This is a genomic window from Acidiphilium sp. JA12-A1 (assembly GCF_000724705.2).
In the GTDB taxonomy this organism is placed as follows: Bacteria; Pseudomonadota; Alphaproteobacteria; order Acetobacterales; family Acetobacteraceae; genus Acidiphilium; species Acidiphilium multivorum.
Map to the genome: position 1 here is coordinate 156,853 of NZ_JFHO01000004.1, position 24,601 is coordinate 181,453.

28 protein-coding genes are annotated in these 24,601 nt (G+C 66.6%); 24 read left to right on the forward strand and 4 right to left on the reverse strand.

The window, feature by feature from the left end:
- Nucleotides 1-23 precede the first annotated feature (23 nt).
- Nucleotides 24-875 (reverse strand): S-formylglutathione hydrolase, encoded by an 852-nt coding sequence (fghA, locus tag RT91_RS01395; RefSeq protein WP_035185269.1) that lies wholly within the window; start codon nucleotides 873-875, stop codon nucleotides 24-26.
- A 313-nt stretch (nucleotides 876-1,188) separates the two neighbouring features.
- On the opposite strand from fghA, the gene RT91_RS01400 reads away from it, so the two are divergent.
- The 6 genes from RT91_RS01400 (at nucleotide 1,189) to RT91_RS01420 (ending at nucleotide 7,823) form a co-directional block, all read left to right on the forward strand.
- Nucleotides 1,189-1,392, forward strand: a complete 204-nt coding sequence (locus tag RT91_RS01400) for a cold-shock protein (protein WP_007421600.1) — start codon at nucleotides 1,189-1,191, stop codon at nucleotides 1,390-1,392.
- Nucleotides 1,393-1,616: 224 nt separating this feature from the next.
- The gene (locus tag RT91_RS21905) at nucleotides 1,617-1,769 is read left to right on the forward strand and encodes a hypothetical protein (protein WP_160321834.1); all 153 of its coding nucleotides are present in this window, start codon (nucleotides 1,617-1,619) and stop codon (nucleotides 1,767-1,769) included.
- Nucleotides 1,770-2,054: 285 nt separating this feature from the next.
- Nucleotides 2,055-2,489, forward strand: coding sequence for a MerR family DNA-binding transcriptional regulator (locus RT91_RS01405; RefSeq protein ID WP_007421601.1), 435 nt, complete (start codon nucleotides 2,055-2,057; stop codon nucleotides 2,487-2,489).
- Between the two features lie 24 nt (nucleotides 2,490-2,513).
- Complete coding sequence (locus RT91_RS01410) at nucleotides 2,514-3,650, forward strand: thiolase family protein (RefSeq protein WP_035185272.1); 1,137 nt, start codon at nucleotides 2,514-2,516, stop codon at nucleotides 3,648-3,650.
- On the forward strand, nucleotides 3,650-6,010 hold the full coding sequence (locus RT91_RS01415; protein ID WP_035185275.1) for a 3-hydroxyacyl-CoA dehydrogenase/enoyl-CoA hydratase family protein: 2,361 nt from the start codon (nucleotides 3,650-3,652) through the stop codon (nucleotides 6,008-6,010). The genes RT91_RS01410 and RT91_RS01415 overlap by 1 nt, the downstream gene beginning before the upstream one ends.
- Before the next feature lie 22 nt (nucleotides 6,011-6,032).
- Nucleotides 6,033-7,823, forward strand: coding sequence for an acyl-CoA dehydrogenase C-terminal domain-containing protein (locus RT91_RS01420; protein WP_011941207.1), 1,791 nt, complete (start codon nucleotides 6,033-6,035; stop codon nucleotides 7,821-7,823).
- A 19-nt stretch (nucleotides 7,824-7,842) separates the two neighbouring features.
- Here the strand turns inward: RT91_RS01420 and RT91_RS01425 are convergent, their stop codons facing one another.
- The 3 genes from RT91_RS01425 to RT91_RS01435 are packed head-to-tail and all read right to left on the reverse strand — an operon-like array spanning nucleotide 7,843 to nucleotide 10,075.
- Nucleotides 7,843-8,400 (reverse strand): YbhB/YbcL family Raf kinase inhibitor-like protein, encoded by a 558-nt coding sequence (locus RT91_RS01425; protein WP_007421957.1) that lies wholly within the window; start codon nucleotides 8,398-8,400, stop codon nucleotides 7,843-7,845.
- 11 nt (nucleotides 8,401-8,411) lie between these two features.
- Nucleotides 8,412-9,125, reverse strand: a complete 714-nt coding sequence (locus RT91_RS01430; RefSeq protein ID WP_013639124.1) for an ABC transporter permease subunit — start codon at nucleotides 9,123-9,125, stop codon at nucleotides 8,412-8,414.
- Nucleotides 9,126-9,160: 35 nt separating this feature from the next.
- Nucleotides 9,161-10,075 carry an extracellular solute-binding protein gene (locus RT91_RS01435; RefSeq protein WP_011941210.1) on the reverse strand — a complete coding sequence of 305 codons (915 nt, stop codon included), beginning with the start codon at nucleotides 10,073-10,075 and terminating at the stop codon, nucleotides 9,161-9,163.
- 120 nt (nucleotides 10,076-10,195) lie between these two features.
- Here RT91_RS01435 and RT91_RS01440 point away from each other — a divergent pair, with 120 nt between their 5' ends.
- The 18 genes from RT91_RS01440 (at nucleotide 10,196) to RT91_RS01525 (ending at nucleotide 24,572) form a co-directional block, all read left to right on the forward strand.
- The gene (locus RT91_RS01440) at nucleotides 10,196-10,567 is read left to right on the forward strand and encodes a winged helix-turn-helix domain-containing protein (protein ID WP_231295315.1); all 372 of its coding nucleotides are present in this window, start codon (nucleotides 10,196-10,198) and stop codon (nucleotides 10,565-10,567) included.
- 79 nt (nucleotides 10,568-10,646) lie between these two features.
- Entirely contained in the window at nucleotides 10,647-11,168 is a 522-nt protein-coding gene (locus tag RT91_RS01445) for a TspO/MBR family protein (RefSeq protein WP_007421953.1), read from the forward strand.
- Nucleotides 11,169-11,211: 43 nt separating this feature from the next.
- Complete coding sequence (locus RT91_RS01450; RefSeq protein ID WP_007421952.1) at nucleotides 11,212-11,826, forward strand: ankyrin repeat domain-containing protein; 615 nt, start codon at nucleotides 11,212-11,214, stop codon at nucleotides 11,824-11,826.
- A 144-nt stretch (nucleotides 11,827-11,970) separates the two neighbouring features.
- Nucleotides 11,971-12,522, forward strand: coding sequence for an acetate uptake transporter (locus tag RT91_RS01455; RefSeq protein WP_007421951.1), 552 nt, complete (start codon nucleotides 11,971-11,973; stop codon nucleotides 12,520-12,522).
- A gap of 253 nt (nucleotides 12,523-12,775) precedes the next feature.
- Complete coding sequence (locus RT91_RS01460) at nucleotides 12,776-13,003, forward strand: twin-arginine translocase TatA/TatE family subunit (protein WP_035185279.1); 228 nt, start codon at nucleotides 12,776-12,778, stop codon at nucleotides 13,001-13,003.
- 10 nt (nucleotides 13,004-13,013) lie between these two features.
- Nucleotides 13,014-13,271, forward strand: a complete 258-nt coding sequence (tatA, locus tag RT91_RS01465) for a twin-arginine translocase TatA/TatE family subunit (protein ID WP_007421949.1) — start codon at nucleotides 13,014-13,016, stop codon at nucleotides 13,269-13,271.
- Nucleotides 13,272-13,287: 16 nt separating this feature from the next.
- A complete protein-coding gene (locus tag RT91_RS01470; RefSeq protein ID WP_007421948.1) occupies nucleotides 13,288-13,929 on the forward strand; it encodes a methylthioribulose 1-phosphate dehydratase in 642 nt (213 codons plus the stop codon).
- A complete protein-coding gene (locus tag RT91_RS01475) occupies nucleotides 13,926-14,468 on the forward strand; it encodes an acireductone dioxygenase (protein WP_035185282.1) in 543 nt (180 codons plus the stop codon). Before RT91_RS01470 ends, RT91_RS01475 begins: the two co-directional genes overlap by 4 nt.
- 16 nt (nucleotides 14,469-14,484) lie before the next feature.
- The gene (gene mtnC, locus RT91_RS01480) at nucleotides 14,485-15,183 is read left to right on the forward strand and encodes an acireductone synthase (protein WP_007421946.1); all 699 of its coding nucleotides are present in this window, start codon (nucleotides 14,485-14,487) and stop codon (nucleotides 15,181-15,183) included.
- A gap of 41 nt (nucleotides 15,184-15,224) precedes the next feature.
- Nucleotides 15,225-16,724 carry an apolipoprotein N-acyltransferase gene (gene lnt, locus RT91_RS01485; protein WP_240314138.1) on the forward strand — a complete coding sequence of 500 codons (1,500 nt, stop codon included), beginning with the start codon at nucleotides 15,225-15,227 and terminating at the stop codon, nucleotides 16,722-16,724.
- Nucleotides 16,725-17,028: 304 nt separating this feature from the next.
- Nucleotides 17,029-17,514, forward strand: a complete 486-nt coding sequence (locus tag RT91_RS01490) for a helix-turn-helix domain-containing protein (protein ID WP_007421944.1) — start codon at nucleotides 17,029-17,031, stop codon at nucleotides 17,512-17,514.
- A gap of 73 nt (nucleotides 17,515-17,587) precedes the next feature.
- Nucleotides 17,588-18,250 (forward strand): ribulose-phosphate 3-epimerase, encoded by a 663-nt coding sequence (gene rpe, locus RT91_RS01495; protein WP_035185285.1) that lies wholly within the window; start codon nucleotides 17,588-17,590, stop codon nucleotides 18,248-18,250.
- Between the two features lie 13 nt (nucleotides 18,251-18,263).
- A complete protein-coding gene (locus RT91_RS01500) occupies nucleotides 18,264-19,838 on the forward strand; it encodes a heparinase II/III family protein (RefSeq protein ID WP_035185378.1) in 1,575 nt (524 codons plus the stop codon).
- 4 nt (nucleotides 19,839-19,842) lie between these two features.
- Nucleotides 19,843-20,841 (forward strand): UDP-glucose 4-epimerase GalE, encoded by a 999-nt coding sequence (galE, locus tag RT91_RS01505; RefSeq protein WP_007421941.1) that lies wholly within the window; start codon nucleotides 19,843-19,845, stop codon nucleotides 20,839-20,841.
- Between the two features lie 7 nt (nucleotides 20,842-20,848).
- Nucleotides 20,849-21,973: a glycosyltransferase family 4 protein gene (locus RT91_RS01510; RefSeq protein ID WP_013639130.1), complete on the forward strand. Its 1,125-nt coding sequence runs from the start codon at nucleotides 20,849-20,851 to the stop codon at nucleotides 21,971-21,973.
- 11 nt (nucleotides 21,974-21,984) lie between these two features.
- On the forward strand, nucleotides 21,985-22,452 hold the full coding sequence (locus tag RT91_RS01515) for a CreA family protein (RefSeq protein ID WP_011941217.1): 468 nt from the start codon (nucleotides 21,985-21,987) through the stop codon (nucleotides 22,450-22,452).
- Nucleotides 22,453-22,467: 15 nt separating this feature from the next.
- Nucleotides 22,468-24,009 (forward strand): bifunctional phosphoribosylaminoimidazolecarboxamide formyltransferase/IMP cyclohydrolase, encoded by a 1,542-nt coding sequence (gene purH / locus RT91_RS01520; protein WP_011941218.1) that lies wholly within the window; start codon nucleotides 22,468-22,470, stop codon nucleotides 24,007-24,009.
- A 5-nt stretch (nucleotides 24,010-24,014) separates the two neighbouring features.
- Nucleotides 24,015-24,572: a carboxymuconolactone decarboxylase family protein gene (locus RT91_RS01525; RefSeq protein WP_035185288.1), complete on the forward strand. Its 558-nt coding sequence runs from the start codon at nucleotides 24,015-24,017 to the stop codon at nucleotides 24,570-24,572.
- The last annotated feature ends 29 nt before the right edge of the window (nucleotides 24,573-24,601 follow it).

Sequence of the window (24,601 nt, forward strand, 5' to 3'; positions counted from 1 at the left end):
GATCCGGGCAGCGTCGCCGCCTGTCAGAGATGGCGGGCGTGATGGCGCAGATGGTCTTCCACGAAGGTCTCGATGAAGAAGTAGGAGTGGTCGTACCCCTCCTGCATCCGCAGATCGAGCTTCACGCCCTTCGCCGCGCAGGCCTCGCGGAGCAGTTCCGGTTTCAGCTCGCGTTCGAGAAACGGATCGGCGGTGCCCTGGTCGACGAGGATGGCCGGCCCTGCCCAGCCGCGGTCCTCGATCAGCGCCGTCGCGTCATAGGCGCGCCAGTTCGCACGGTCGACGCCGAGATAGCCGGTCAGCGCCTTTTCACCCCAGGGGCAGCGCATCGGCGAGACGATCGGCGCGAAGGCCGAGACCGAGCGGTAGGCGCCAGGGTTCTTCAGCGCGATCGTCAGCGCGCCATGCCCACCCATCGAATGGCCGAAAATGCCCACGCGCGCGGGATCGACCGGAAAGGACGCGTTGATGAGGGCAGGGAGTTCCCTCGTGATGTAGGAATACATCCGGTAGCCGTCCCGCCACGGCGTTTCCGTCGCATCGACATAGAAACCGGCGCCGGTGCCGAAATCATAGGCGTCGTCCTCGCCAGGATAACCGAGGCCTCGCGGGGAGGTATCCGGCGCGATCAGGGCGATGCCGAGTTCCGCGGCCACGCGCTGCGCCCCGGCCTTCACCGTGAAATTCTCCTCGGTGCAGGTCAGCCCGGCCAGATAATAGAGCGCAGGAACCGTTCCCGCCGCGGCCTGCGGCGGCAGGAAAACGGCGAATCGCATTGTGCAGCCGGTCTCCTTTGCCTCATGCCGATAAACGCCCTGCATGCCGCCAAAACATTTCTGGGTCGAAACCGTCTCAAGAACGGTGGCGCTGGTCATGTATCGATCTCCCTTTGAATCATGCGCACAACTATCCCGCGCAGGTGGATGGAAGGCAATCAGTCTGCGCCGATATGCGCTTTATCGAATTTAAACGCATGATTTACGAAATCTTTCTGAAACCCGACAGGAGGAGACTTATTCGCGTTGACAGTTCCTGCGGTTTCTGCGTCATTAAACGCGCAATCGACTTTGGCTTGCCTTGTTGCACGAGACGGGTTTCCGTACGGCCAAGACGTCCAAAACCCGGTTGTCCCTCTGGAGCCGTGCGGCGGTCGCACGGTGGGTCTGTCTTAGGAGCGACGACGCGACAATGGCGATCGGCACTGTCAAGTGGTTCAACACCACGAAGGGCTTCGGCTTCATCGTGCCGCAGGATGGCGGCAAGGACGTTTTCGTCCACATCACTGCAGTTCAGGCGGCCGGCATGCGCGGCCTCAACGAAGGGCAGAAGATTTCCTACGAGGTGACGCAGGAACGCGGCAAGGCAGCGGCGACAAACCTCAAGGCCGTCTGACCTCACGGTCCGGCGCGACGAAAGGCGGGGCCCCTCCGGGGCCCCGTTTTTTATTGCGCGACCGTACGTGCTGATCGACCAAAAGGAGATGTCTGCAAAATTGCAGGCACCCAATGGACCAGACCCGCCTTGTCCTACCGAATTCGGTTGATTGCGGCTGTACGACTCGAGGCGAGAGCCGGCAGGAGCGTGATCCCGCGCCCTGCCGGACAAGGAGACTCGTCATGCCGGTGAGATGGAACGCCACATCCGATCTAGATCGGTTCGGCTGGTGGTCGGTGGTCACCGCGCCCATTCCTCCTGACCAGACGATCTGCGGCGAGTGGCCGGCCTGCGGGACTGTTGTGCTCGGCAGACCAAACTCGCCGCGCATCTGACATTTTCGTGACCGAAGGCCCGTCGCCGGGCCGTTGCGATTGCCGCCAGCGGGCCACCGTGCCGCAAATTTCAATACGTTGAACCCGGACCCGCTTCCGTTTGCGCGGCAAATTTCGCATTCGGGCCCGAGATATGGCTCGACATATTACCGTGCATGCCCTATACGTAATGATCATTCGCTTATCGTTAACGACGGGAATCGGTCATTTATGGTATTGTCCCCATCCGGCTTTTATAATTCGACAGGACGACCAATGACCACTCGAACAAGCACTGGCCCCGCGATGGCGGCGCTGCACGAACGTCACCAACGTGAGGACGAGGCTGCGGGACAGCACGGCAACGCGCTCTACTCGGTCAGCCAGCTCGCCCGCCAGCTGGGCGTGACCGCGCGAACCATCCGGTTCTATGAAGACAAGGGGCTGGTAAATCCAAGTCGCGCCGGCACTACCCGCGTCTACACCTCGCGTGACCGCGCGCGGCTCATGCTGATCCTGCGCGGCAAGCGCCTTGGATTCTCGCTGCGTGAGATCAAGGACTACCTCGACCTCTATGACGTCGATCCTACCCAGCATACCCAGTTGCGCCAGCTGCTTGCCGGCGTGCGAAAGCGTATCGCCAAGCTTCAGGAACAGCGTGCGGCGCTCGAGCAGAGCCTCGCCGAACTGGCGGATATCGAGCGCCAGTCCGAAAATGCCCTGAAGCAGGCCGCCAAATAGACAGAGAACAGGAGTCCTTTGCCCATGCCAAGCGCCGTCATCGCCGCCTATGCCCGCTCGCCATTCGCCCTTGCGCGGAAAGGGGGGCTTTCGCGGGTCCGGCCCGACGAGATGGCCGCCGCCGTCGTTCGCGAACTGGTGAACCGCAGCGGCATCGCGGCGGGCGACGTCGAGGATCTCATCGTCGGCTGTGCCTTTCCGGAGGCCGAGCAGGGGCTGAATGTCGCCCGTCTGATCGGGCTGATGGCCGACCTGCCGATCAGCGTTGCCGGGGCGACGGTGAACCGGTTCTGCGGCTCGTCGATGTATTCGATCCACATGGCGGCGGGCGCCATCGCGATGGGCGCGGGAGAGGCTTTCATCGCCGCGGGCGTCGAGAGCATGACCAGGGTGCCGATGGGCGGGTTCAACCCGATGCCGTCGCCGACCCTCTTCGCCAAGATGCCGGCCGCCTACATGGGCATGGGCGACACGGCCGAGAACGTCGCGAAACGCTGGCAGATTCCACGCGAGGCGCAGGAGGAATTCGCCCTCGCCAGCCATATCAAGGCGGCGGCGGCGCAGAAGGCGGGGAAACTGGCCGGCGAGATCGTGCCGATCTCGCTTTCGGGCGCCATGGTGTCGGAGGACGGCTGCATCCGCCACGATGCCTCGCGTGAAGCCCTGGCCGGGCTGAAGCCAGCCTTCGATGCCGAGGGTACGGTCACCGCCGGAACCTCCTCGCCGCTGACCGATGGCGCCTCCGCCGTGCTGGTCTGCTCGGAGGATTATGCCGCGAAGCACGGCCTCGCGCCGCTCGCGCGCATTCGCTCGGTTGCCGTGGCCGGCTGCGCGCCGGACATCATGGGCATGGGCCCGGTCGCCGCCTCGCGCAAGGCGCTCGCTCGCGCCGGCATCGAGGCCTCGGCGCTCGACGTGGTCGAACTCAACGAGGCCTTTGCCTCCCAGGCGCTCGCCTGCATCGGCGAACTCGGTCTCGATCCGGCGCGCGTCAATCTCGATGGCGGGGCCATCGCGCTTGGCCATCCGCTCGGGGCGACGGGTGCCCGCATCACCGGCAAGGCGGCGCAGCTGCTCCAGCGCGAAGGCGGCAAATTCGCCCTCGCGACCCAGTGCATCGGCGGCGGGCAGGGTATCGCGACGGTTCTGGAGGCGCTCTGATGGGTGCCATCCAATCCGTCGCCGTCATCGGCGCCGGCGTGATGGGGGCCGCGATCGCCGCCCAGATCGCCAATGCCGGCATCAAGGTCCGCCTGCTCGACATCGTGCCGAAGGAGGGTGATGACCGCAACGCCATCGCCCGGCGAGCGATCGAGCGGCTGAAGAAGACCCAGCCGGCGCCGCTAATGTCCTCCCGCGCCGCGCGGCTGATCACGCCCGGCAATACCGAGGACGATTTCGCTGCCCTCGCCGACTGCGACTGGATCGTCGAGGCGGTGATCGAGCGGCTCGACATCAAGCAGGCGCTCTATCGGCGCCTCGCGGAGGTGCGCAAGCCCGGTTCGGTGGTGTCGTCCAACACCTCCACCATTCCGCTTGCCGAACTGATGACGGACATGCCGGAGAGCCTCCGCCCGAATTTCGTCATCACCCACTTCTTCAATCCGCCCCGCTACATGCGGCTGCTCGAACTGGTCACCGGCCCGGCGACGAGTGCGGACGCCATCGCCCGCATCACCGAATTCTGCGACGTCGTGCTCGGCAAGTCGGTGATTCCCTGCCGCGACACGCCGGGCTTCATCGCCAACCGGATCGGCACGTACTGGATCCAGACGGCCCTCGTGCTCGCACTCGAAATGGGGATCGAGATCGAGGAAGCGGATGCGATCATGGGCAAGCCGATGGGCTTTCCCTCGACCGGCGTGTTCGGCCTGATGGACCTGGTGGGCATCGATCTCGGCCCGCACGTCAATGCCTCGCTCGCCCGGCTGCTGCCGAAAACCGACGCGTTCCACATGATGAATCGCGAGGCGCCGTTCCTCGCGACCATGATCGCCGAGGGCTATACCGGCAAGAAGGGGAAGGGCGGCTTCTACCGCTCGGCCGGGCGCGGCAAGGATCGCGTGAAGGAGACCCTCTCGCTCGCCGCGGCGGCGCAGGGCCGGCTGGAATGGCGGCCCTCCATCCGCCCGGACATTGCCGAGGTGAAGGACGCCAAGAAGGATCTCAAGCGCCTGGTCGGCGCGAAGTCGAAATACGGGCGCTATGCCTGGGGCGTGCTTGGCCGCGTGCTTGCCTATGCAGCCTCGCTCATTCCGGAGATCGGTGACGATATCGCCGCCGTCGATGCCGCGATGCGGTTGGGCTACACGTGGAAATACGGTCCGTTCGAGCTGATCGACCGGCTCGGCGCCGACTGGGTTTCGTCGCACCTCGCCGACCTCGACGAGCCGATCCCGCCGCTGCTCGCCAAACTCGGCAAGGGCGCATTCTACCGCGAGGACGGCGCCACGCTGCTCCGCTTCATGCCCGATGGCGGCTACCGGGCCGTCGAGCGCGCCCCCGGCGTGCTGCTGCTCGAGGATGCGAAGCGCGGCCGCAAGCCGGTGCTCTCGAACAAGTCCGCCTCGGTCTGGGACATCGGCGACGGCGTGCTCTGCGTCGAGTTCCATTCGATCATGAACTCGATCGATGGCGACATTCTCGCTCTTCTCGGCAAGGCCATCGCGCTCGTGCAGAAATCCTACAAGGCGATGGTGATCTACAGCGAGAACCTGCGCGCCGGGCCGGGCAAGGAGAATTTCTCGGTCGGCGCCAATCTCGGCCTCGCCATGTTCGCCGCTAATCTGCGCATGTGGGGCAAGATCGAGGGCACGGTGAAGGAGGGGCAGAAGGCGTTGCAGGCGCTACGCGAGGCGCCGTTCCCGGTGGTGGGCGCGCCGGCCGGCCGGGCGCTGGGCGGCGGCTGCGAGATCCTGCTGCATTGCGACGCCGTTCAGGCCCATGCCGAGACCTATATGGGGCTTGTCGAGGTCGGCGTTGGCCTTGTGCCGGGCTGGGGTGGCTGTGCCACGATGCTGGCGCGCTGGCAGGGCGCGAAGGATGCGCCACGCGGCCCGATGCCCGCCGTCTCGAAGGTCTTCGAGATGATTTCCACGGCAAAGGTCGCGACCTCGGCCGCCGAGGCGAAGGAGCTGAAATTCCTCCGCCCCGGCGATGGCATCACCATGAACCGCGAGCGCGTGCTGGCCGACGCCAAGGCCCGGGCGCTCGCCATGGTGGCGGGATATGCGCCCGCCGAGCCGGAAACGCTTCAACTGCCGGGCGCTTCCGGCCGCGTCGCCCTCGGCATGGCGGTGGACGAATTCCGCAAGAAGGGAGTCGCCACCCCGCATGACGTGACGGTATCGTCCCACCTTGCCCGCGTGCTCACCGGCGGCGATACCGACATGACCGATCCGGTGCCGGTCGCCGCGGTGAAGGACCTCGAACGCGAGGCCTTCATGGCCCTGTTCCGTACCAAGGAAAGCCAGGCGCGGATCAAGCATATCCTGGATACCGGCAAACCCCTGCGCAACTGAACCGAGACAAGGGAGATACGACATGCCCGTCTACAAGGCGCCGCTCAAGGACATGCGCTTCGTCCTGCACGAGCTCTATGACAGCACCGCCATCGCCGAGCTTCCCGGCAATGCCGACTTCACCCCCGAACTGATCGACAGCGTGCTGGAGGAAGCCGCGAAGATCAGCGAGGAGGTGCTGTTCCCGCTCAATCAGGTGGGCGACCGCGAGGGCTGCACCTATGAAAACGGCGTCGTCCGCACGCCGACCGGCTATCGCGAGGCGTACCACACTTTCTGCGAGGGCGGCTGGACCTCGATTTCCGCTGACCCGGATTATGGCGGGCAGGGCATGCCGCTGACCGCGGCGATGATGGTCGAGGAGATGTTCTGCTCCGCCAATGTCGCGTTCGGCCTCTACCCCGGGCTGAGCCACGGCGCCTATGTCGCGCTGAAGCATTCGGGGTCGGACGAGCAGAAGAAGGCCTGGCTTCCCAACATCGTCTCCGGCAAGTGGACCGGCACGATGTGCCTGACCGAGCCGCATTGCGGCACCGATCTCGGCATGCTCCGCACCAAGGCGGTGCCGAACGATGACGGCACCTACAGCATCACCGGCAACAAGATCTTCATCAGTGCCGGCGAGCACGACCTTGCGGAAAACATCGTCCATCTCGTCCTCGCCCGCCTGCCGGACGCGCCGGCCGGAGTGAAGGGCATCTCGATGTTCCTGGTGCCCAAGTTCCTGCCGCGCGAGGATGGCACGCTGGGCCCGCGCAACGGCATGCAGTGCACCGCGATCGAGCACAAGATGGGGCTGAACGGCTCCGCCACCTGTGCGATGAGCTTCGACGGCGCGACCGGCTGGCTCGTCGGCGAGCCGAACAAGGGCCTCGCCGCGATGTTCAAGATGATGAACACCGAGCGTCTCTCCGTCGGCATCCAGGGGCTCGGCATCGCCGAGGTCGCTTATCAGAACGCCGTGGCCTATGCGCGCGAGCGCATCCAGGGCCGCTCGCTCACCGGCACCAAGGCGCCGGAGAAGCAGGCGGACCCGATCCTCGTCCACCCCGATGTGCGGCGGATGCTGCTGACCAGCCGCGCCTATATCGAGGGCTGCCGGGCGCTGGCCGGCTGGGTCGCGCGCGAGCTGGAAATCCTCGAGAAGTCGGATGACGGTGATGCGAAGCAGGCGGCCGACGATTTCGCCTCGCTGATGACGCCGGTGGTCAAGGCGATGTTCACCGATCTCGGTTTCGAGATCGCCTCGCTCGCGGTGCAGACCTATGGCGGCCATGGCTATATCCGCGATCACGGCATCGAGCAGTATGTGCGCGATGCGCGGATCGCAATGCTCTACGAGGGGACCAACGGCATCCAGGCGCTCGACCTCGTCGGCCGCAAGCTGCCGCAGGATGGCGGGAGACTGCTGACCCGCTTCCTCGATCCGGTCCTCGAATTCATCGACGCGCATCAGGATAACGACGCCCTCGCCGAGTTCCTGCCCGCGCTGTCGCAGGCGCTGGAGCATGTGCAGGAAGCGACTGGCCTCATCATGGAAGGTGCGATGACCAATCGCGACGAGGTGGGGGCGGCGTCGGTCGACTATCTCCGCCTGTTCGGCCTCGCGTCACTCGCCTTCGTCTGGGCCCGCATGGTCGCGGTGGCTGCCCCCAAGGCCGGGGAGGACGGCGAGGCCGCGCAGTTCTACCGCGCCAAGGTGCAGACCGCGAAATTCTTCATGGAACGCCTCCTGCCGCAGACCGGCGCGCTGCTCGCCGCGATCCGGTCGGGCGCTGCGACCATGATGGAATTCGAGGACGCCGCGTTCTGATCGGCTCGCTGCCGCCCGGTCACCTGGCCGGGCGGCCATAAAGCCCCGTTATCGTGGCGCTGGCCAGCGCGTCCCGCGCCAGCGCCCGGCGGAGCGCGCCATAGGACGCCAGGGCCGCCGCCGGCAGCCGGTTAACCCGCAGCGCGTAGACTGTCAGATGATAGTGATGCGGCGGATCGCCGACCGGCGGGCAGGGCCCCTGGTAGCCATGAATGTTGCCGCTGCCGATGCCCTGAACCGCGCCGCGCGGCAGCGCGCCGCCCCGGCTCCCGGAACCCGCCGGCAATGAAGTGACGCGCGCCGGAATATCCGCCACGATCCAGTGCCAGTAGCCTTTGCCCTGCCGGGCATCGGAATCGAACAGCGTGACGGCGTAGCTCCGCGTGCCCGCTGGCGCGCCGCTCCAGGCGAGGGCGGGGCTGACATCGTCGCCAGTGCAGCCGAAGCGGTTGAAGACCTGGGCGGCCGCGATGGTTCCGCCATCGCGAAACGCGCCCGATCGCAGGGAAAATCCGCTGGCGCGCGCCGTTCCGGCCAGGGCCATCAGCGCCAGTGCGAACGAAACCGGCCGTTTCATCGGCATCATCCTCAGCGTTTCGAGCCCCGCCGCAGTAGCCAGAGCGGCAACGGCAGGGCGGCGAGCAGGAACAGCCAGAGCAACGGGAATGTGGCCGAAAGCCCGCCGTCTTCAAGATCCACCCACAGGCGCACCGGCATGCCCTGCGGGAAGTAGGCGAAGATCAGCACGATGCCGAGTTCGCCCACCCCGCGCACCCAGGCCAGCGCGAGGGCGGCGCCGAGCCCGTCGCGCGCCATCGGCAGGGTGATGTGGCGGAAGATCTGCCGGCGGGAGACGCCGAGGGTCAGCGCAGATTCGGCCAGTTCGGCGGGTATCTCGGCGAACGCGCCGCGTGCCGCGACCACATAGGTCGGCAGGCCGGCATAGATCCCCGCGATCAGCAGCGCCGGCGGATTGTTGGTGATGATCCCGCCGAACCGTTCGAGTAGGATGCCGACCGGGCCGATCGGGCCGTAGAATGCGGCGAGCAGGATGCCGAGCGCGAGCGGCGGGGTAAGCAGCGGCAGCAGCAGGAAGACTTGCGCCCCGTCGCGCATCCGTCCCTTGCCGGTCGCCAGCCAGTAGGCGAGTGGCGTTCCCAGCACCGCAATCACGGCCAGGGCCGCCAGCCCGTAGGCCAGCGAAATCGCCACCGATCTGCCATCCGCGCTGGACAGGGCGAATTTGCGCCAGTCGGTCATGATGAACAGACCAGCGAAGGGGCAAGCGAGCAGCAGCAGCACCAAGCCGCGCAGCAGGGCCCCGAGGCGTGCTCCGGTCAGACCGGCCCGCCCAGCGGCGGGTTGTAGCCGTATCGTGCGAACAGTTCCTGTCCCTTGCGGCTTTGCAGCAGTGAAACGAAGGCCCGTCCCGCCTCCGGGTTCCGGGCGTTGCGCGGCACGCACGCATAGAAGACGAGTGGCTGCGTGTGCAAGGTCTGCCTGCGGCCCTTTACCGTCAGCGAGATCGCGGCGCGGGAATACCAGTCCGCCACCATCGCCGGATCGCTGAGGTTGATCTGCCGGGGCAGTGCGAGGAACGGCAGCTTGAGCGACTTCACGCCGCTTTCGTAGCCGATCGTGGCATCCACCGCGCCGCTGTCGATTCGCGAGAGAAGCGATGGTTCGGGGAAGATCTGCGCGGGGTTCACCGGCCTGCCGAGCACGCGCCGGATCAGGTCCGGCTTGTGATAGTAGCGCTGGGCGAGATCGAAGGTGAACAGCACGTTGCGGCCCTGCGGGTCGGTGCGCGGGTCGGTGCGGCCGAAGCGCAGGCCGGGCTTTTCGAGGATGTCGAACCAGTGCGCTCCGGCATCGGCCGCCTCGAAATCCTTGCGGAAGCGCGAGTGGGGCGACCAGGCCAGCACCATCGCCGTGCTCGCCACCGGCACCGCATGCCCGACCAGCCCGGCCTTTTGCAGCACCTCGATCGGCCCGCTCGTGATCGAAATGAAGGCGTCAGCCTGCAGCGTCTTCGCGGCGATGAGGTGGGCGAGGCCAAACGCGCCCCGCCCGATGCCGTGAAACCGCTCGCTGGTCTCAGCCGTGAAGGCGGGCCCGAGCGCCCGGTCCATCAGCAGCCCCATCGAACCCGCATAGGCGATGGTTGCCGCGCGCCCCGCGGCGCGGCCGGTGACCGGCGCCAGCGCGGCCGCGCCCGCGAGCCGGGTGAATGCGCGTCGGGAAATCGCCATGTGCTGCTTCCTTCGGGGACGTAATTCCAGAATTCGGACTATCGATATGTTCATTAAGCGATATCGTCAATCCGCCATATCGGCACGCGGCAGTTTTCGTGGTGAAGTCGGGCGATGCAGATGCACGGAAAGACCGAACCGCTCACACTCCGCATCCGGGTGGTGCAGGGTGAGGATCTTCTCCTCGGCCCCGGTAGGGCGGACCTTCTCGCCTTCATCCGGGAAACCGGGTCGATCGCCGCCGCCGGACGGCGCATGGGGATGAGCTACAAGCGTGCCTGGCAACTGGCCGAGTCGATGAACTCCACCTTCCATGCCCCGTTGATCCTCGCAGCAAAGGGGGGGGTGGCGGGCGGCGGAGCCCAGCTCACGGAGCTTGGTGACGCCGTTCTGGCGGCCTATCGCGCGCTTGAGGCCGCGTCGCGCGCCGGTGGCGCCGCAGCATTGGCCATCCTTGCCGAGGCTCGGGCGCCGCTCTCGCAAGACCGTTAAGCATACGTAGCCGGCCGGAAATCTCGATCGGGTCCCTTTTCACCCGGCCGGGATTTACCTAAACTTTCATCGGAAAGGAGTGCGTGTCTTCCGCCTGCCCGAACGCCCCGAACAGCACCGTACCTCCGGCGCCCAGATCCTGGCGCTGCTGGGGTTTCTCGCGCTGGCGCTTCTGGTTGGTGCGGTCGGCGGCACGGCCACAGTGCCCAATGTGCACAGCTGGTACGATGTCCTGCCGCATCCCCCGGGCACGCCACCCGATTGGGTGTTCGGCCCGGTATGGACGCTGCTCTACATCGCCATGGCGGTCGCCGCCTGGCTGATCTGGCGTGGCCCGGACATCCTGACCCGCCAGCGTCGCGCACTACGTCTCTGGGGCTGGCAGCTTGCCGCCAACGCGCTCTGGTCGCCCGTCTTTTTCGCCCTTCATCGGCCGGATATCTCGTTTTTCGTAATACTCGTGCTCGACGGCCTGATCGTCATGACCATTGCCGTCTTTCGTCCGGTCAGCCGAATTGCCGCCGCATTGATGGTGCCCTATCTCGCCTGGTGTCTGTATGCGACCTATCTGAACGCCGGCTTCTGGTTTCTCAACCGATGATCGGCTAGACCGTCGGCCTGACCGCGAGGGAACCACGCCCGCCATGACCTATCGTTCTCAGCTTCATCTAGCCGCACTTGCCGTTCTGATGGCAGGGCTTGGTTTCGCCGCGCCTGCCAAGGCGCAGATGGCCGGTGGCGGCCTTGCCGGCGGTCTCGGTCCGATCGGCGGCGTCCCTCAGCCCCGCCATGAATCCCAATCGATCGCGCCGCCGGCTCTTCCGGGCGCATCGGCAGCGGGTAATGTTTCCGCCGGCCCGGTGACCGATACCGGCGGCGACCCGACCACGCTGCTGTTCAAGGCGATCAACCATGGCGACTATGCGCAGGCCCGCGCAGCGGTCAGCCGTGGCGCCAATCTCGATGCCCGGAACGCCCTCGGCGAAACGCCGATCGAACTTTCGGTTGAGCTGAATCGAAACCGCATCACCTTCATGCTGCTCTCGGCGCGGGCAGAGGAGCATCCGATGAGCGTTTCCGTCGCCTCCGCGCCGGTGGCCGCAGTCCCGCCGACGACGAGCAAAGGTTCGGCGCATGCGAAATCTCCGCCTTTTCACAAGGTTGAAGCAAAGCCCGCCGTCAGGCCCCTGACCATTTCCGGGGATCCTGGCCGGCCGGATCCGAGTGCCGGGTTCCTCGGCTTCGGCGGCAGCAACTGATCTGATCCGTCATATCCCGTTACATCGCGGGCACGTTTCGTTTACGCGCTCGTGAAAAGCTGTTAATCGGCTTGGGGGAGCTATGCACGATGATGCATGCATCCGCTCAATGACGGCGAGTGCAATAATTTTTAGGGAGATGACATGAACACCTTCAACCCGGCGCCTCTGGGCCTGTTCGGTTTTGCGCTTACCACATGGCTATTGTCGATGATCAATGCCGGGCTTCTCCCCGGAGCCGGTCTTGGCATGGTCCTCGCCATGGCCTTCGCCTTTGGCGGCTCGGCCCAGTTCGTGGCCGGCCTCGGCGAGATGAAAGTGGGCAATACCTTCGGCTTCGTGGCGTTCTGCTCGTACGGGGCTTTCTGGTGGTCCTTCGCGCTGTTCGTCGAAATCTTCGCCAAGGGCGTGCCGGGGGTGATGGTCGGCTGGTACCTGCTGGTCTGGGGCGCCTTCAGCTTCGTGATGTTCATCGGCACTTTCGCGCTGAACAAGGCCCTGCAGCTGATCTTCGGCTTTTTGACCGCGACCTTCATCCTGCTCGCGCTGAACGACCTGCTCGGTGCGGCGGCGCTGGGCGAGTTCGGCGGCTATCTGGGCCTCGTCACCGCGGTACTCGCCTTCTATCTCGGTGCGGCAGGCATCATCAATGGCGCGCATGGCAAGGAAATCCTGCCGATCGGCGCCAAGGCCTGACGATCGACATCCTTGGCCCTGTCAGCGGAGCCGGCGCAAGCCGGCTCCGCTTTTCGTATCTGCTCGACTGACCACGAATCGGTGACTTCGCGGCCATTGGCGCGGCAGGGCGTTTGGAGTATTCATAAACTGGACGGGTATCGATAGCTCCGGGCGAGAGATCTCCACCGATCTGTCGTCCGCCATTGATCGTTCTGATCCGATGGAACCAGTCCCTTGGCGGGGATCGCCATAGCGAGGAAGGATACGGATTATGGGTGGTTTGAGCATCTGGCACTGGCTGATCGTCCTGGCGGTCGTGCTGCTCCTGTTCGGAACGGGCCGGGTCGGCAACCTGATGGGTGAGCTCGGCAAGGGCATGAAGGCGTTCAAGAACAACATCGCCGATGACCAGCCGGCGAAGGATGCCTCGATGCTGGAGCAGCGGACCCGCGCGCCGGAGGCCAATGCCGGCCAGAAGGCCGGGCAGGGCAAGGTCTGAGGCGCGGGACATGGGATTCGATTCGCCCGTTCACTGGCTGATCGTCATCGCCGTCATCGCGCTCCTGTTCGGCGGGTCGCGCGTCGGCAACCTGATGGGCGAGCTCGGCAAGGGCATCAAGGCCTTCAAGCAGAACATGAGCGACGCCGATTCGGCGAAGCCCGCCCCGGCCGCGAAGTCCGAGCCTGACGTCCAGAACCGGATCGCCGACTCGTCCGCGCCGGCGGCCGAAAAGGCCCCCGAGCCGGCCGATACCGCGCGGCACTGACCGGAACCGCACAGGCATGACGGTGACCCTGGCCGCCGGGCCGGCCGAAGCCGGCGATGTCCTCGCGTCCCGCGCGCGTGAACTGGTCGCCATCGGGGCGCGGATGGATGCCAGGGGTTGGGTGCCCGCGTCCGCCGGCAATCTCTCGGCACGATGCACCGCCGACAGCATCGCGATCACCCGCAGTGGCGTTCACAAGGGACGGCTCGAAGCCGCCGACATCATCGAGGTCTGGCTCGACGGCACGCCGCTTCGCGCCGGCGACCGGCCCAGCGCCGAAACCCAGCTGCATTGCCAGGTTTACGAGCGGCTCCCGGCGGCCGGGGCGGTGCTGCATGGCCATTCGGTCGCCGCAACCGCTCTCACCCTCGCGGACAATTCCCCAGGGATCGTTCTTGAAGGCTACGAGATCCTGAAGGCTTTCCCGGGCATTGCGACCCACGAGACCCGGATCGTCTTGCCGGTTTTCGATAACGACCAGGACATGCGTCGGCTTGCCGCGGCAATCGCGCCCGCCTTCGCGGCGCCGCCGATTGGGTATGTCCTGCGTGGCCACGGCATCTACGCCTGGGGCGAGGATGTCGAGCGCTGTTTCTGGCGGCTCGAAGCCCTGGAGTTCCTGCTGTCCTGCGAATGCGAACGGAGACGGATGAGATGAGCACGCTGCGGATTTTCGACGACGCGAACCCCGATGCGCCCCTGGTTGCCACGTCGGACGCGGCGCGGATGACGGCTGAACTCAAGTCCATCGGTGTGCGCTTCGAGCGGTGGGAAAGCCCCGTCGCCATCGCGGCGGACGCCTCGCCCGAGGAAATCCTTGAGGCGTATCGCCCGTATCTCGATCGGCTGATGGGCGAAACCGGCGCCGGCTCGGCCGACGTCATCAAGATGACGCCGGACCACCCGCAGGCCGGCACCCTTCGGGAGAAGTTCCTCAACGAGCACATCCACACCGAGGATGAAGTCCGCTTCTTCGTGCGCGGCTCCGGCCATTTCGTCATGCACCTCGACGGCAAGGTCTACGACGCATACTGCACCGAGGGCGATCTGATCTCGGTCCCCGCCAACACCCGCCACTGGTTTGATGCCGGTTCCACGCCGGACTTCATCGCGCTTCGGATTTTCACCGACACCTCCGGCTGGGTGGCGCATTTCACCGGCGACCAGATCAGCGCCCGCTTTCCGGTTGCCGCCTGAACCGGCCATTCTCACCGTGACCACAAGGCCCGAACTCGTGCTCCTCGACATCGAGGGCACGATCGCCCCAATCAGCTTTGTCCATGATGTGCTGTTCCCCTATGCGCGCGCGCGGCTTGCCGGTTTCGTTGCGGCACATGGCGACGAGCCCGAGATCGCGGCGGCGCTGGCCGAACTCGACGCCATCGCGCCGGGTGCGCCGCCAGTGGAAACACTGCTCGCGCTGATGGACCGCGATGCCAAGGTCGGCCCGCTGAAACTGATCCAGGGGCGGATCTGGGCCGAAGGTTTTGCCGAGGGAGCGCTGACCAGCCGTCTCTACCCGGATGTCGCGCCCGTTCTGCGCGCCTGGCACGGCAGCGGACTCCGGCTCGCCATCTATTCCTCGGGGTCCGAGGAGGCGCAGAGGTTGCTGCTCGGCCACACGCCGGATGGTGGCCTGACCGCGCTGTTCGAGCGGTTTTTCGACACGCGGATGGGCGGCAAGCGCGATGCCGCCAGCTATGCGGCCATCGCCCGGTCCATGGCCGTGGCGCCCGCTCACGTGCTGTTTCTCTCGGATGTCGCGGACGAACTTGCCGCCGCCGCGACCGCCGGCATCCAGGTCTGCCAGATCGTTCGCCCCGAGGATGGCACGATCGCGTCGGCCGATTACCCGACCGCGCCCGATCTTGCCGCGGTGGCCGCCGCCTTCGACCGTCCCGACCCCGCCTAGGAGCCGTGTAGATGAGCCCGATCGACCAACTCGCCGCCCGCGTGCCGAGGCGGCTGCGCGGTGAGGCTTGGCAATGCTTTGCTCTGGGCCTGCTCGCCGCTGTTGCGCTGCCGCCATTCTACCTCCTGCCGGTGCTCTGGTTCGTCGTGCCGGCACTCCTGACCCGTCTCGCCCGTGCCGGCGGCTGGCGCCGCGCCGCCTGGCTCGGTTGGTGCTTCGGCTTCGGCTTCAACCTGCTCGGCCTGTTCTGGGTGACCGAGCCGATGCTGATCATGGCATCGAATTTCTGGTGGGCGGTGCCCTTTGCCGCGCCGGCGCTCGCTTTCGCAACCGCGTTCTACATGATCCTGCCGGCCCTTGCCGTCTTTGCCGTGCCGCAACGCAACCAGGCGGGCCGCCTCGCTGCCGTGCTGCTCTTCGCGGGGGCGCTGGTGCTATCCAATCTTGCGCAGGAATTCCTGTTCACCGGGTTCCCCTGGAACTATTGGGGAGCCGACTGGGCTTTTGCCGGCAGGCTGGGCCTTGCGATGATCCAGCCCGCCGCGATCGGCGGCATTTTTCTCCTGACCCTGCTGACGGCGCTCGCCGCCGGGCTGCCGTTGCTCGGACGGCGCGGCTGGGCGGCGAGTGCGGTGCTGCTGGCTCTCTGGGCCGGCTTCGGCTTCGCGCGCACCTCTGCGGGCCCCGCGCCGCTGACCAGATACACCGTTGCATTGCTCCAGCCCGATTTCGCGGTCCCGGGAAGCTTCACCCAGCCCGCCCTGCAGGCCCGCTGGCGGCGTGACCTTGCGCTGACCCGCGAAGCCTTGGACAAGGCGGGCAAGGGACCGAACATTGTCGTCTGGCCCGAGACGGCGAGCCCCGCTCTGCTGCAGACCGACGCCGCGGCGCGCGCCGCGATTGCGGCCGTGGCCGGCAACACGCCCGTCCTTGCCGGCTCGTTCCGCCTGGCGGCTGATGGCAGCATGCGCAACTCGCTGGTCGCCGTGGAAGGAAAAGGGCCGGCCGTAGCGTGGTATGACAAGTGGAAGCTGGTGCCATTCGGCGAGTACACGCCAGCCTGGATTCCGCTAAAGGTCACGCCCGGCGGCGGATTCACGCCTGGCCCTGGTCCGCGCACATTGCATGTGCCCGGCATTCCATCGGTCGGACCGCTGATTTGCTACGAGTCGATCTTCCCGGGCATCATCACGGATCCCAAGGATCGTCCCGCCTGGTTGCTGAACATTAGCGACAACGCCTGGTTCGGTGACACAACCGGCCCGTACCAGGATTTTGCAACCACCCGCCTGCGGGCGGTGGAGGAGGGACTTCCGATCGTCGTGGACACCAATTCCGGCATTTCCGCGGTGATCGGCCCGCATGGTCGGGTCGCGGGCACACTCGGGCTCGACCGCGCCGGGATTCTGATTGGTAAACTTCCGGTTGCGCTTCCTGTCACACCCTTCGGCCGGTTCAGCGTGACCATGTCGGGCATTCTTGGCTTTTACACGATGGTTTTGGGTGTTGTGTGCTTGATTGTTTCAATAACCTTGATGTAAGTGACGGTTCGTAAACGCGTCTTAAAAATAATTCGAGCTTGTGTAATTGAGGCGTGGCCACTATTGTAGATAGTGGTTGTAGGGACGTGCCGCCGACCTCTGGTAGCGAAGTTCCGAAAATCAGAGTTTTTCTTAATTTTTGTACTTTAACCGGATTTGGCCAATCTTATGAGACGGCCCTGCGCTCTGAGATCGGTCATCAAACCCGACAGCGGCGAAAATGATGCACGGCGGCGTCGGTCATCATGTCCGCCCTGCCTTGTGCCCGGGGGCGGTGCCGGTTGATGTCGCTGAGGAATGAGACATGAATGCAAACGGTGGCGCCTCGAACGACCGCAGCGACCGGGATGGCCGGCCCAGCCCGATCGACGTGCATGTCGGGTCGCGAATCCGGCTCCGGCGCACGCTGCTCGGGATGTCGCAGGAAAAGCTCGGCGATGCGCTCGGCCTGACCTTCCAGCAGGTGCAGAAATACGAGCGCGGGGTGAACCGGGTCGGTGCGTCCCGCCTGTTCGATATTTCCCGCGTGCTCGATGTGCCAATCAGCTTCTTCTTCGACGACATGCCGGAGGGGATGAACGAAATGCCGATGTCCGGCCCGCGCGGGCGCAGCAACGGGCTGTCCGAGGCGCAGGAGCCGTTCGGCGTCGGCCTCGACGATCACATGACCAAGCGCGAGACGCTCGAACTGGTGCGCGCCTATTACCGGATCACCGAGCCCACCGTGCGCAAGCGCATGTTCGACCTGATCAAGTCGCTGGCCCCGGCCGATTCCTTCCCCACCGAATGAACCGGCCCCCGGTGGCGGCGCGTGCGCTTGTGAAGGCGCGAGTCTCTTCGCTACATTGCCACTCATGAGTGCAATGTCCCGCCCGTCGCCGATCATCGCCCCCAGCCTGCTTGCCGCCGATTTCGGACGCCTTCGCGAAGAGGTCGCCGCGGTGGAGCGTGCCGGGGCGCACTGGCTTCATCTCGACGTGATGGACGGCCATTTCGTGCCGAACATCAGTTTCGGCGCGCTGGTTCTCAATGCGCTCCGTCCGCACACGCGCCTCGCCTTCGACGTTCACCTGATGATCGCCCCGGCCGATCCGTATCTGGCCGATTTCGCGAAGGCCGGCGCGGATCACATCACTGTCCATGCCGAGGCCGGGCCGCATTTGCACCGCTCGCTGCAGACGATCCGCGCCCTCGGCCTGAAGGCCGGCGTCGCCATCAACCCCGCGACCCCGGCCGAGGCGGTGCGGCATGTGCTCGACCTCGTCGACATCATCAACGTGATGACCGTCAATCCCGGCTTCGGCGGCCAGTCGTTCCTCGCGGGCCAGTTGCCCAAGATCGCCGAACTGCGCCGCATGGTCACTGAAGCCGGGCGCGACATCCGCATCGAGACGGATGGCGGCATCGATGCCGCCTCGGCGCCTCGCGCGCTCGAAGCAGGCGCCGATGTCCTCATTGCCGGCAGCGCGATCTTCGGCAAGCCGGACTATGCCGCGGCCATCGCCGCGCTAGGAACGGGCGATTGAAGCGGAGGGAATGATGCGCGGCGCGAGACAATGGGTTGCCCGGCTCGCCGCCCTCCGCGGTGGCAACGTTCCCGATGCCCCTTCGGTCGCCCTGCGAGATCCCTGGCCCGGCGAGCCTGCCCGCGGCGCGCGCATCATCAAGGGGGAAATCGAATACCAGAACGTCGTACGGCCGCTCCGGCCCGGCCTCTTTCACGAGAACGACGGCTCGCCGGTTTTCATCGCCCATATCCAGGGTTTCGTGTGGCTGCGCGATTTGCGGGCGCTCGGTACCGACGCTGCCCGAAGCCGCGCGCGGGCCCTGATCGCCGACTGGATCGATTGTGAAGCCCTCCCGCCGGTGGCCTCGGCCCCCGAGGTTTCCGGCGCGCGCATCGCGGCGTGGCTCGGCCATTACGATTTCTTCGCCGCCTCGGCGGATGACGACTTCCGGCAGATGCTGATGGCCCGCCTCGTCGCCGATGCGAGGATCCTCTCGGCCAACCTCCCCGCCGAGGTGCGCGACGGCCGTGCCTTCACCGCGATCAAGGGACTGATCGCCGCGGCGGTCGCGCTGCCCGAGCACGGAGCGTTCATGCAGCGGGCCCTGCGCTTCCTCGTGCCGGAGATCGAGCGGCAGATCCTGCCCGACGGCGCGCATGTCGAGCGCAGCCCCGCCGCCCACTTTGCCGTGCTGCAGGACCTGACCGAAATCCGCGCCTTGCTGCAACTTGCGCGCGCCGAAGTGCCGCCGCAGCTTCCCGGCGCCATCGAGCGGATGGCGGTCGGGCTGCGGGCGCTGCGGCATGGCGATGGCGGCCTCGCCCTCTTCAACGGCACCAGCGAGGACTGGCCCAACCTGATCGACCTCGTGCTGAGCCAGGCCGGGCGCACCGGCCGCAGCGCCTCGGCCCTGGCCGGCGTGGGGTTTCACCGGCTTGCCGCCGGCCGGTCACTCGTCCTTGTCGATGCGGGGCCGCCGCCAGGGCCGGGCGTCGACCGCTTTGCCCATGCAGGCACGCTCTCCTTCGAATTCTCGGTCGGGCGCGACCGGCTGATCGTGAATTGCGGCGCCGCCCCCGCGGCGTCGGGCGAGTGGCGCGATGCCCTGCGCAACACCGCCGCCCATTCGACGCTCGTCGTCGCCGACGTGTCCTCGTCCGAATTGCGTGACGAGGGACTTGGCCGCCGTCCCGCCCATGTCGAGGTGCAGCGCCAGGAGGCGAACGGCGCCCACTGGCTGGAGGCGAGCCATGACGGCTGGCAGAAACTGTTCGGCGCGGTGCATCGCCGCCGCCTCTATCTCGCGGAGAGCGGCGACGATCTGCGCGGCGAGGACAGTATCGAGGCCGACCAGCCGCAGCCCTTCACCCTGCGCTTTCACCTGCACCCGAACGTGACGGCGAGCATCCAGCAGGACGGGGAGGGGGCATTGTTGCGCCTGTCCTCGGGCCAGGGCTGGCGCCTGCGTGCCGGCGGCGCCACGCTGAGCATCGAGGACAGCATCTATTTCGGCGGCCCCGAGCCGCGCCGCGCCGAGCAGATCGTGCTGACCGGAACGCCCGACGGTCCGCAACAGGTGAAATGGGCGCTGACCAGGATGGGCTGATTTCATGGCGCGCATCATGCTCACCGGCGGGGCCGGCTTCATCGGCTCGCATACCGCCGTCGTGTTGCTCGAACGCGGCTACGACATCGTCCTGCTCGACGATTTCTCCAACGCCGCGCGCGATGTGCCGGACCGGCTGCGCCAGATCACCGGCATCGCCATGCCGGTGATCGAGGCGGATATCCGCGATCCCGAGGCCATGCGCGCCGCCTTCGCCGCCTTCCCCGTCGATGCTGTCGTGCATTTCGCGGCGAAGAAGGCGGTCGGCGAGAGCGAGGCCGACCCGCTGCTCTATTTCGACGTCAACATCCTCGGCACGATCCGCCTGCTCGCCGCGATGCGCGATGCCGGGGTCGGCCGGCTGGTGTTTTCCTCTTCGGCCACCGTCTATGGCGAGCCGGACACCTGCCCGATTTCCGAAACCGCCTCCCTGCGCGTCACCAATGTCTATGGCCGCACCAAGATGGTGATGGAGGGGATGATCGAGGATCTCTCGCGCACCGGCGTGCTCGCCGCCTCGGCGATCCTGCGCTATTTCAACCCGGTCGGCGCGCATCCCTCCGGCCTGATCGGCGAGAATCCGCGTGGAGTTCCCGCCAACCTGATGCCCTACCTCTGCCAGGTCGCGGCCGGGCAGCGGCCATACCTGACCGTGTTCGGCAACGATTACCCGACGCATGACGGCACCGGCGTGCGCGACTTCATCCACGTGATGGACCTCGCCGAGGCCCATGCCGCCGCGGTCGATCGCATCCTCGCGCAGGATGGTGGCTTCACCGTCAATCTCGGCACCGGCACCGGCTATTCCGTGCTCGACCTCGTGCATGCCTTCAAGGCGGCGACGGGGATCGACGTTCCCTATCAGGTCGGCCCGCGCCGGCCCGGCGATGTCGCCGCCTGCTATGCCGACCCCGGCCTGGCCGCCAGCCTGCTCGGCTGGCGCGCCAGCCGCGGCGTGCAGGACATGTGCCGCGACGCCTGGCGCTGGCAGAGCCGGCACTGAGCCCGCGATGAGCCGCCACGTCGTCTTCCTCATCGGGGAAGACTGGTTCTTCGCATCGCATTTCCGGGTTCGTGCCCTGGCCGCGCGGGCGGCGGGCTGGCGCGTCACCATCCTCACCCGCACCGGCCGCGCCGCCGATGCGCTGCGCGCCGAGGGTTTCGAGGTGATCGACGTCGATTTCCGCCGCGCCCGCCTCAATCCCCTGGCCGAGTTCCGGCTCCTGCGCTCGATCGCCGGCCATTACCGGGCGCTCAAGCCCGATCTCGCGCATCATGTCGCGCTGAAACCCATCCTGCTAGGCAGTCTTGCCGCCGCTCTCGCGCGCGTTCCGGCCGTCATCAACGCGCCGGTTGGCCAGGGCTTCGTCTTTACATCGGCAACCCTGAAGGCGCGCCTGCTCCGTCCGGCGGTCAGTCTCGGGTTGCGGCTGGCGGTGGGGGCTCGCGGAGCGCTGGCCGTGTTCGAAAATCATGATGATCTGACGGCGATGACCGCCTCGGGCGCGATCCCGTCCGAACGGGCGTATCTGATCCGGGGCGCGGGCGTCGACCTCGTGTTGTATTGTCCCCATACCCCACCCGCTGGCAAGGTGCGCATCGTGCTCGGCGCGCGCATGCTGGCGGACAAGGGGGTCAGGGAATTCATCGAGGCGGCACGGCTGCTGCGTCTGCGCGGTGTTGTTGCCGAATGTCTTCTGGCCGGCGGTCCTGATCCGCAGAATCCGGCCAGTCTCGAAGCGGCAGAGCTGCAGCGCGCCACTGAGGCAACCTGGCTGGGGCCGGTCACTGACATGGCCAGCCTTCTGGCGTCCTGTCACATTGCCTGCCTGCCCTCCTATCGCGAGGGGCTGCCGAAATTCCTGCTGGAGGCGATGGCGTCGGGCCTTCCTTGCGTGGCAACGGATGTCGTAGGCTGCCGCGAGGCGGTGGCCGATAGCGAAAGCGGCGTGCTGGTCCCGCCGCGCGATCCGGCGGCGCTGGCCGATGCGCTGGAGCGCCTCGTCGCCGATCCCGAGCTGCGGGCCCGCATGGGGGCGGCGGGCCGTGCGCGGGCGGAAACCCTGTTCGCCGACGAGGTGGTTTGCGCGGCGACGCTCGCGGTCTATGAACGCGCCATCCGACACGACGTTTGACAGGGGATGGCATGATCAGGCGGCTCGCACTTCTCGGCATCATGGCCGGGGCCTGGGCGTTTGCGGTGGCAACGGCGCAGGCGGAGACGCGGATCGGCGCGGTCTCGACGAATTTCCGCCTGCTCGGCGCGAATGACAAGGTGGTGGTCGAGCGGCTCGACGATCCGAAGATCCCCGATATCGCCTGCTATGCGAGCTTCGCGAAGACCGGCGGAGTCAAGGGCAGCCTGGGTGTGGCAACCGATCCGTCGCGCTTTGCCCTCTCCTGCATTGCCACCGGGCCGGTCACGCTGCCGGCCGGCCTGCCGGCGAAGCAGCAGATCGCCGCGATCTCGGCGTCCTTCCTGGTCAAGCATTTCAATCTTTATCGCCTGGTCGATCCCGATCGCAAGGCGGTCGTCTACCTGCTGATCAGCACGAAAATCATCCACGGCTCGCCGGCCAACGCCGTCTCCGCCGTTCCCGTTTCCGGCCACTGACAGACGAGATTTGCCATGAACGACAGAGTCAACATCCGACGGGCCCTCATCTCGGTGTCCGACAAGGCGGGGCTGGTCGAGCTCGGCCGCGCGCTGGCGGCAGCGGGCGTGGAAATCCTCTCGACCGGCGGTTCCGCCCGCGCGCTGCGCGAGGCCGGGATCGCCGTTGTCGAGGTGGCGGATTACACGGGTGTTCCCGAAATGCTGGATGGGCGGGTCAAGACGCTGGTGCCCAAGATCCATGGCGGCCTGCTCGGCCGGCGCGACCTGCCGGAGCATCTGGCGCAGATGCAGCGGCACGACATCCCGCCGATCGACCTGCTCGCGGTCAATCTCTACCCGTTCGAGGAAACGGTCGCGAAGGGCTCGGATTTCGAAACCTGCGTCGAGAACATCGATATCGGCGGCCCGGCGCTGATCCGCGCGGCGGCGAAGAACCACGATTCGGTGGCGGTTCTCACCAGCCCGGCGCAGTATGACGACCTCATCGCGGCGCTAGCCGCCGGCGGAACGACGCTGGAGCAGCGCCGCCGCCTCGCCGCCGCCGCCTATGCCCGCACCGCCGCCTACGACGCCGCGATTTCCGCCTGGTTCGCGCAGCAGACCGGCGAGATGTTCCCGGCGCACCTCGCCCTGGCCGGCGCGCGGCAGCAGATGCTGCGCTACGGCGAGAACCCGCACCAGTCCGCTGCGTTCTATCGCACCGGCAACCGCCCCGGCGTTGCCACCGCGCGGCAGTTGCAGGGCAAGGAACTCTCCTACAACAACATCAACGACACCGATGCCGCTTTCGAATGCGTCGCCGAGTTCGACCGGCCGGCGGTGGTGATCGTCAAGCACGCCAATCCGTGCGGCGTCGCCCTCGGCGCCGATCTTGCCGAGGCCTGGGACCGCGCGCTGGACTGCGACCCGGTTTCGGCGTTTGGCGGCATCATCGCGGTCAACCGCCCGCTCGATGTTGCGGCAGCCGAGAAGATGGCGAGCATCTTCTCCGAGGTGATCATCGCGCCGGACGCCGCACCTGACGCGGTTGAACTGCTTGCCCGCAAGAAGAATCTCCGCCTGCTGCTCACCGGCGGCCTGCCCGACCCGGCGGAACCGGGCCTTGCCTGGCGCAGCGTTGCCGGTGGTTTCCTGGCCCAGACCCGCGACGCCGGGAGGATTGGCCGCGACGATCTGAAGGTCGTCACCCAGCGCGCGCCGACCAACGCCGAGTTCGCCGATCTGCTGTTCGCCTTCCGTGTGGCCAAGCATGTGAAGTCGAACGCGATCATCTACGCGAAAGCAGGGGCGACCACGGGCATCGGCGCGGGGCAAATGAGCCGCGTCGATTCTTCGCGCATCGCCGCACAGAAGGGCGGGGAGAAGATTCCGGGCTCGGTCGTCGCGTCCGACGCGTTCTTCCCCTTCGCCGACGGTCTTGTGGCCGCGATCGAGGCAGGGGCGACGGCGGTGATCCAGCCCGGCGGCTCGATCCGCGACAACGAGGTGATCGAGGCGGCAGATGCCGCCGGGATTGCCATGGTGTTCACCGGCATGCGCCATTTCAGGCATTGATCGCCATGACCCACACACCCCGCCTTGGCCTGCCCGACCTCGCCCGGATGAGCGAGGCCCAGCGCGCCGCGCACGATGCCATCGCGTCCGGCCCGCGCGGCCGGGTCGAGGGGCCGCTCGCAGTGTGGCTGCACAGCGCCGAACTCGCGAACAACGCGCAGGCCCTCGGCGCCTTCTGCCGTTTTGGCTCCTCGCTGCCGCCGCGCCTGTCGGAACTCGCGATCCTGGTGATGGGCTCTTATTGGCGTGCCGGGTTCGAATGGTACATCCATGCGCCGATCGCCGCGAAAGCCGGCGTGCCCGAGGCGGTCATCGCCGCGATCAAGGCGGGCGGAACGCCCGTCTTCGCCGAACCGGACGCCAGGGCGGTGCACGATTTCGCCCGGGAGCTACTCACTGCGCACGAGGTGTCGGACGAGACATACGCCTTTGCCCGCCGCCAGCTGGGCGACCGAGCCCTCGTCGATCTGGTAGGGATCCTCGGCTATTACGGGCTGATTTCCATGACCATCAAGGCCTTCCGGGTGCCCGTGCCGGACGGCGAGACCGAGCCCTTCGCCTGACGGCGAACAGTGTGCTCATGAAGAGCATG

Excerpts from the sequence above, each read along its gene's own strand:
- RT91_RS01455 (WP_007421951.1), top strand. The coding sequence starts at position 11,971 with ATGAACACCTTCAACCCGGCGCCTCTGGGCCTGTTCGGTTTTGCGCTT.
- RT91_RS01435 (WP_011941210.1), bottom strand. The coding sequence starts at position 10,075 with ATGGCGATTTCCCGACGCGCATTCACCCGGCTCGCGGGCGCGGCCGCG.
- galE (WP_007421941.1), top strand. The coding sequence starts at position 19,843 with ATGGCGCGCATCATGCTCACCGGCGGGGCCGGCTTCATCGGCTCGCAT.
- RT91_RS01470 (WP_007421948.1), top strand. The coding sequence starts at position 13,288 with ATGACGGTGACCCTGGCCGCCGGGCCGGCCGAAGCCGGCGATGTCCTC.
- RT91_RS01420 (WP_011941207.1), top strand. The coding sequence starts at position 6,033 with ATGCCCGTCTACAAGGCGCCGCTCAAGGACATGCGCTTCGTCCTGCAC.
- rpe (WP_035185285.1), top strand. The coding sequence starts at position 17,588 with ATGTCCCGCCCGTCGCCGATCATCGCCCCCAGCCTGCTTGCCGCCGAT.
- RT91_RS01405 (WP_007421601.1), top strand. The coding sequence starts at position 2,055 with ATGGCGGCGCTGCACGAACGTCACCAACGTGAGGACGAGGCTGCGGGA.
- RT91_RS01515 (WP_011941217.1), top strand. The coding sequence starts at position 21,985 with ATGATCAGGCGGCTCGCACTTCTCGGCATCATGGCCGGGGCCTGGGCG.
- RT91_RS01440 (WP_231295315.1), top strand. The coding sequence starts at position 10,196 with ATGCACGGAAAGACCGAACCGCTCACACTCCGCATCCGGGTGGTGCAG.
- RT91_RS01500 (WP_035185378.1), top strand. The coding sequence starts at position 18,264 with ATGCGCGGCGCGAGACAATGGGTTGCCCGGCTCGCCGCCCTCCGCGGT.
- purH (WP_011941218.1), top strand. The coding sequence starts at position 22,468 with ATGAACGACAGAGTCAACATCCGACGGGCCCTCATCTCGGTGTCCGAC.
- tatA (WP_007421949.1), top strand. The coding sequence starts at position 13,014 with ATGGGATTCGATTCGCCCGTTCACTGGCTGATCGTCATCGCCGTCATC.
- RT91_RS01415 (WP_035185275.1), top strand. The coding sequence starts at position 3,650 with ATGGGTGCCATCCAATCCGTCGCCGTCATCGGCGCCGGCGTGATGGGG.
- RT91_RS01490 (WP_007421944.1), top strand. The coding sequence starts at position 17,029 with ATGAATGCAAACGGTGGCGCCTCGAACGACCGCAGCGACCGGGATGGC.
- RT91_RS01460 (WP_035185279.1), top strand. The coding sequence starts at position 12,776 with ATGGGTGGTTTGAGCATCTGGCACTGGCTGATCGTCCTGGCGGTCGTG.
- fghA (WP_035185269.1), bottom strand. The coding sequence starts at position 875 with ATGACCAGCGCCACCGTTCTTGAGACGGTTTCGACCCAGAAATGTTTT.
- RT91_RS01400 (WP_007421600.1), top strand. The coding sequence starts at position 1,189 with ATGGCGATCGGCACTGTCAAGTGGTTCAACACCACGAAGGGCTTCGGC.
- RT91_RS01510 (WP_013639130.1), top strand. The coding sequence starts at position 20,849 with ATGAGCCGCCACGTCGTCTTCCTCATCGGGGAAGACTGGTTCTTCGCA.
- RT91_RS21905 (WP_160321834.1), top strand. The coding sequence starts at position 1,617 with ATGCCGGTGAGATGGAACGCCACATCCGATCTAGATCGGTTCGGCTGG.
- RT91_RS01425 (WP_007421957.1), bottom strand. The coding sequence starts at position 8,400 with ATGAAACGGCCGGTTTCGTTCGCACTGGCGCTGATGGCCCTGGCCGGA.
- RT91_RS01450 (WP_007421952.1), top strand. The coding sequence starts at position 11,212 with ATGACCTATCGTTCTCAGCTTCATCTAGCCGCACTTGCCGTTCTGATG.
- RT91_RS01410 (WP_035185272.1), top strand. The coding sequence starts at position 2,514 with ATGCCAAGCGCCGTCATCGCCGCCTATGCCCGCTCGCCATTCGCCCTT.
- RT91_RS01525 (WP_035185288.1), top strand. The coding sequence starts at position 24,015 with ATGACCCACACACCCCGCCTTGGCCTGCCCGACCTCGCCCGGATGAGC.
- RT91_RS01475 (WP_035185282.1), top strand. The coding sequence starts at position 13,926 with ATGAGCACGCTGCGGATTTTCGACGACGCGAACCCCGATGCGCCCCTG.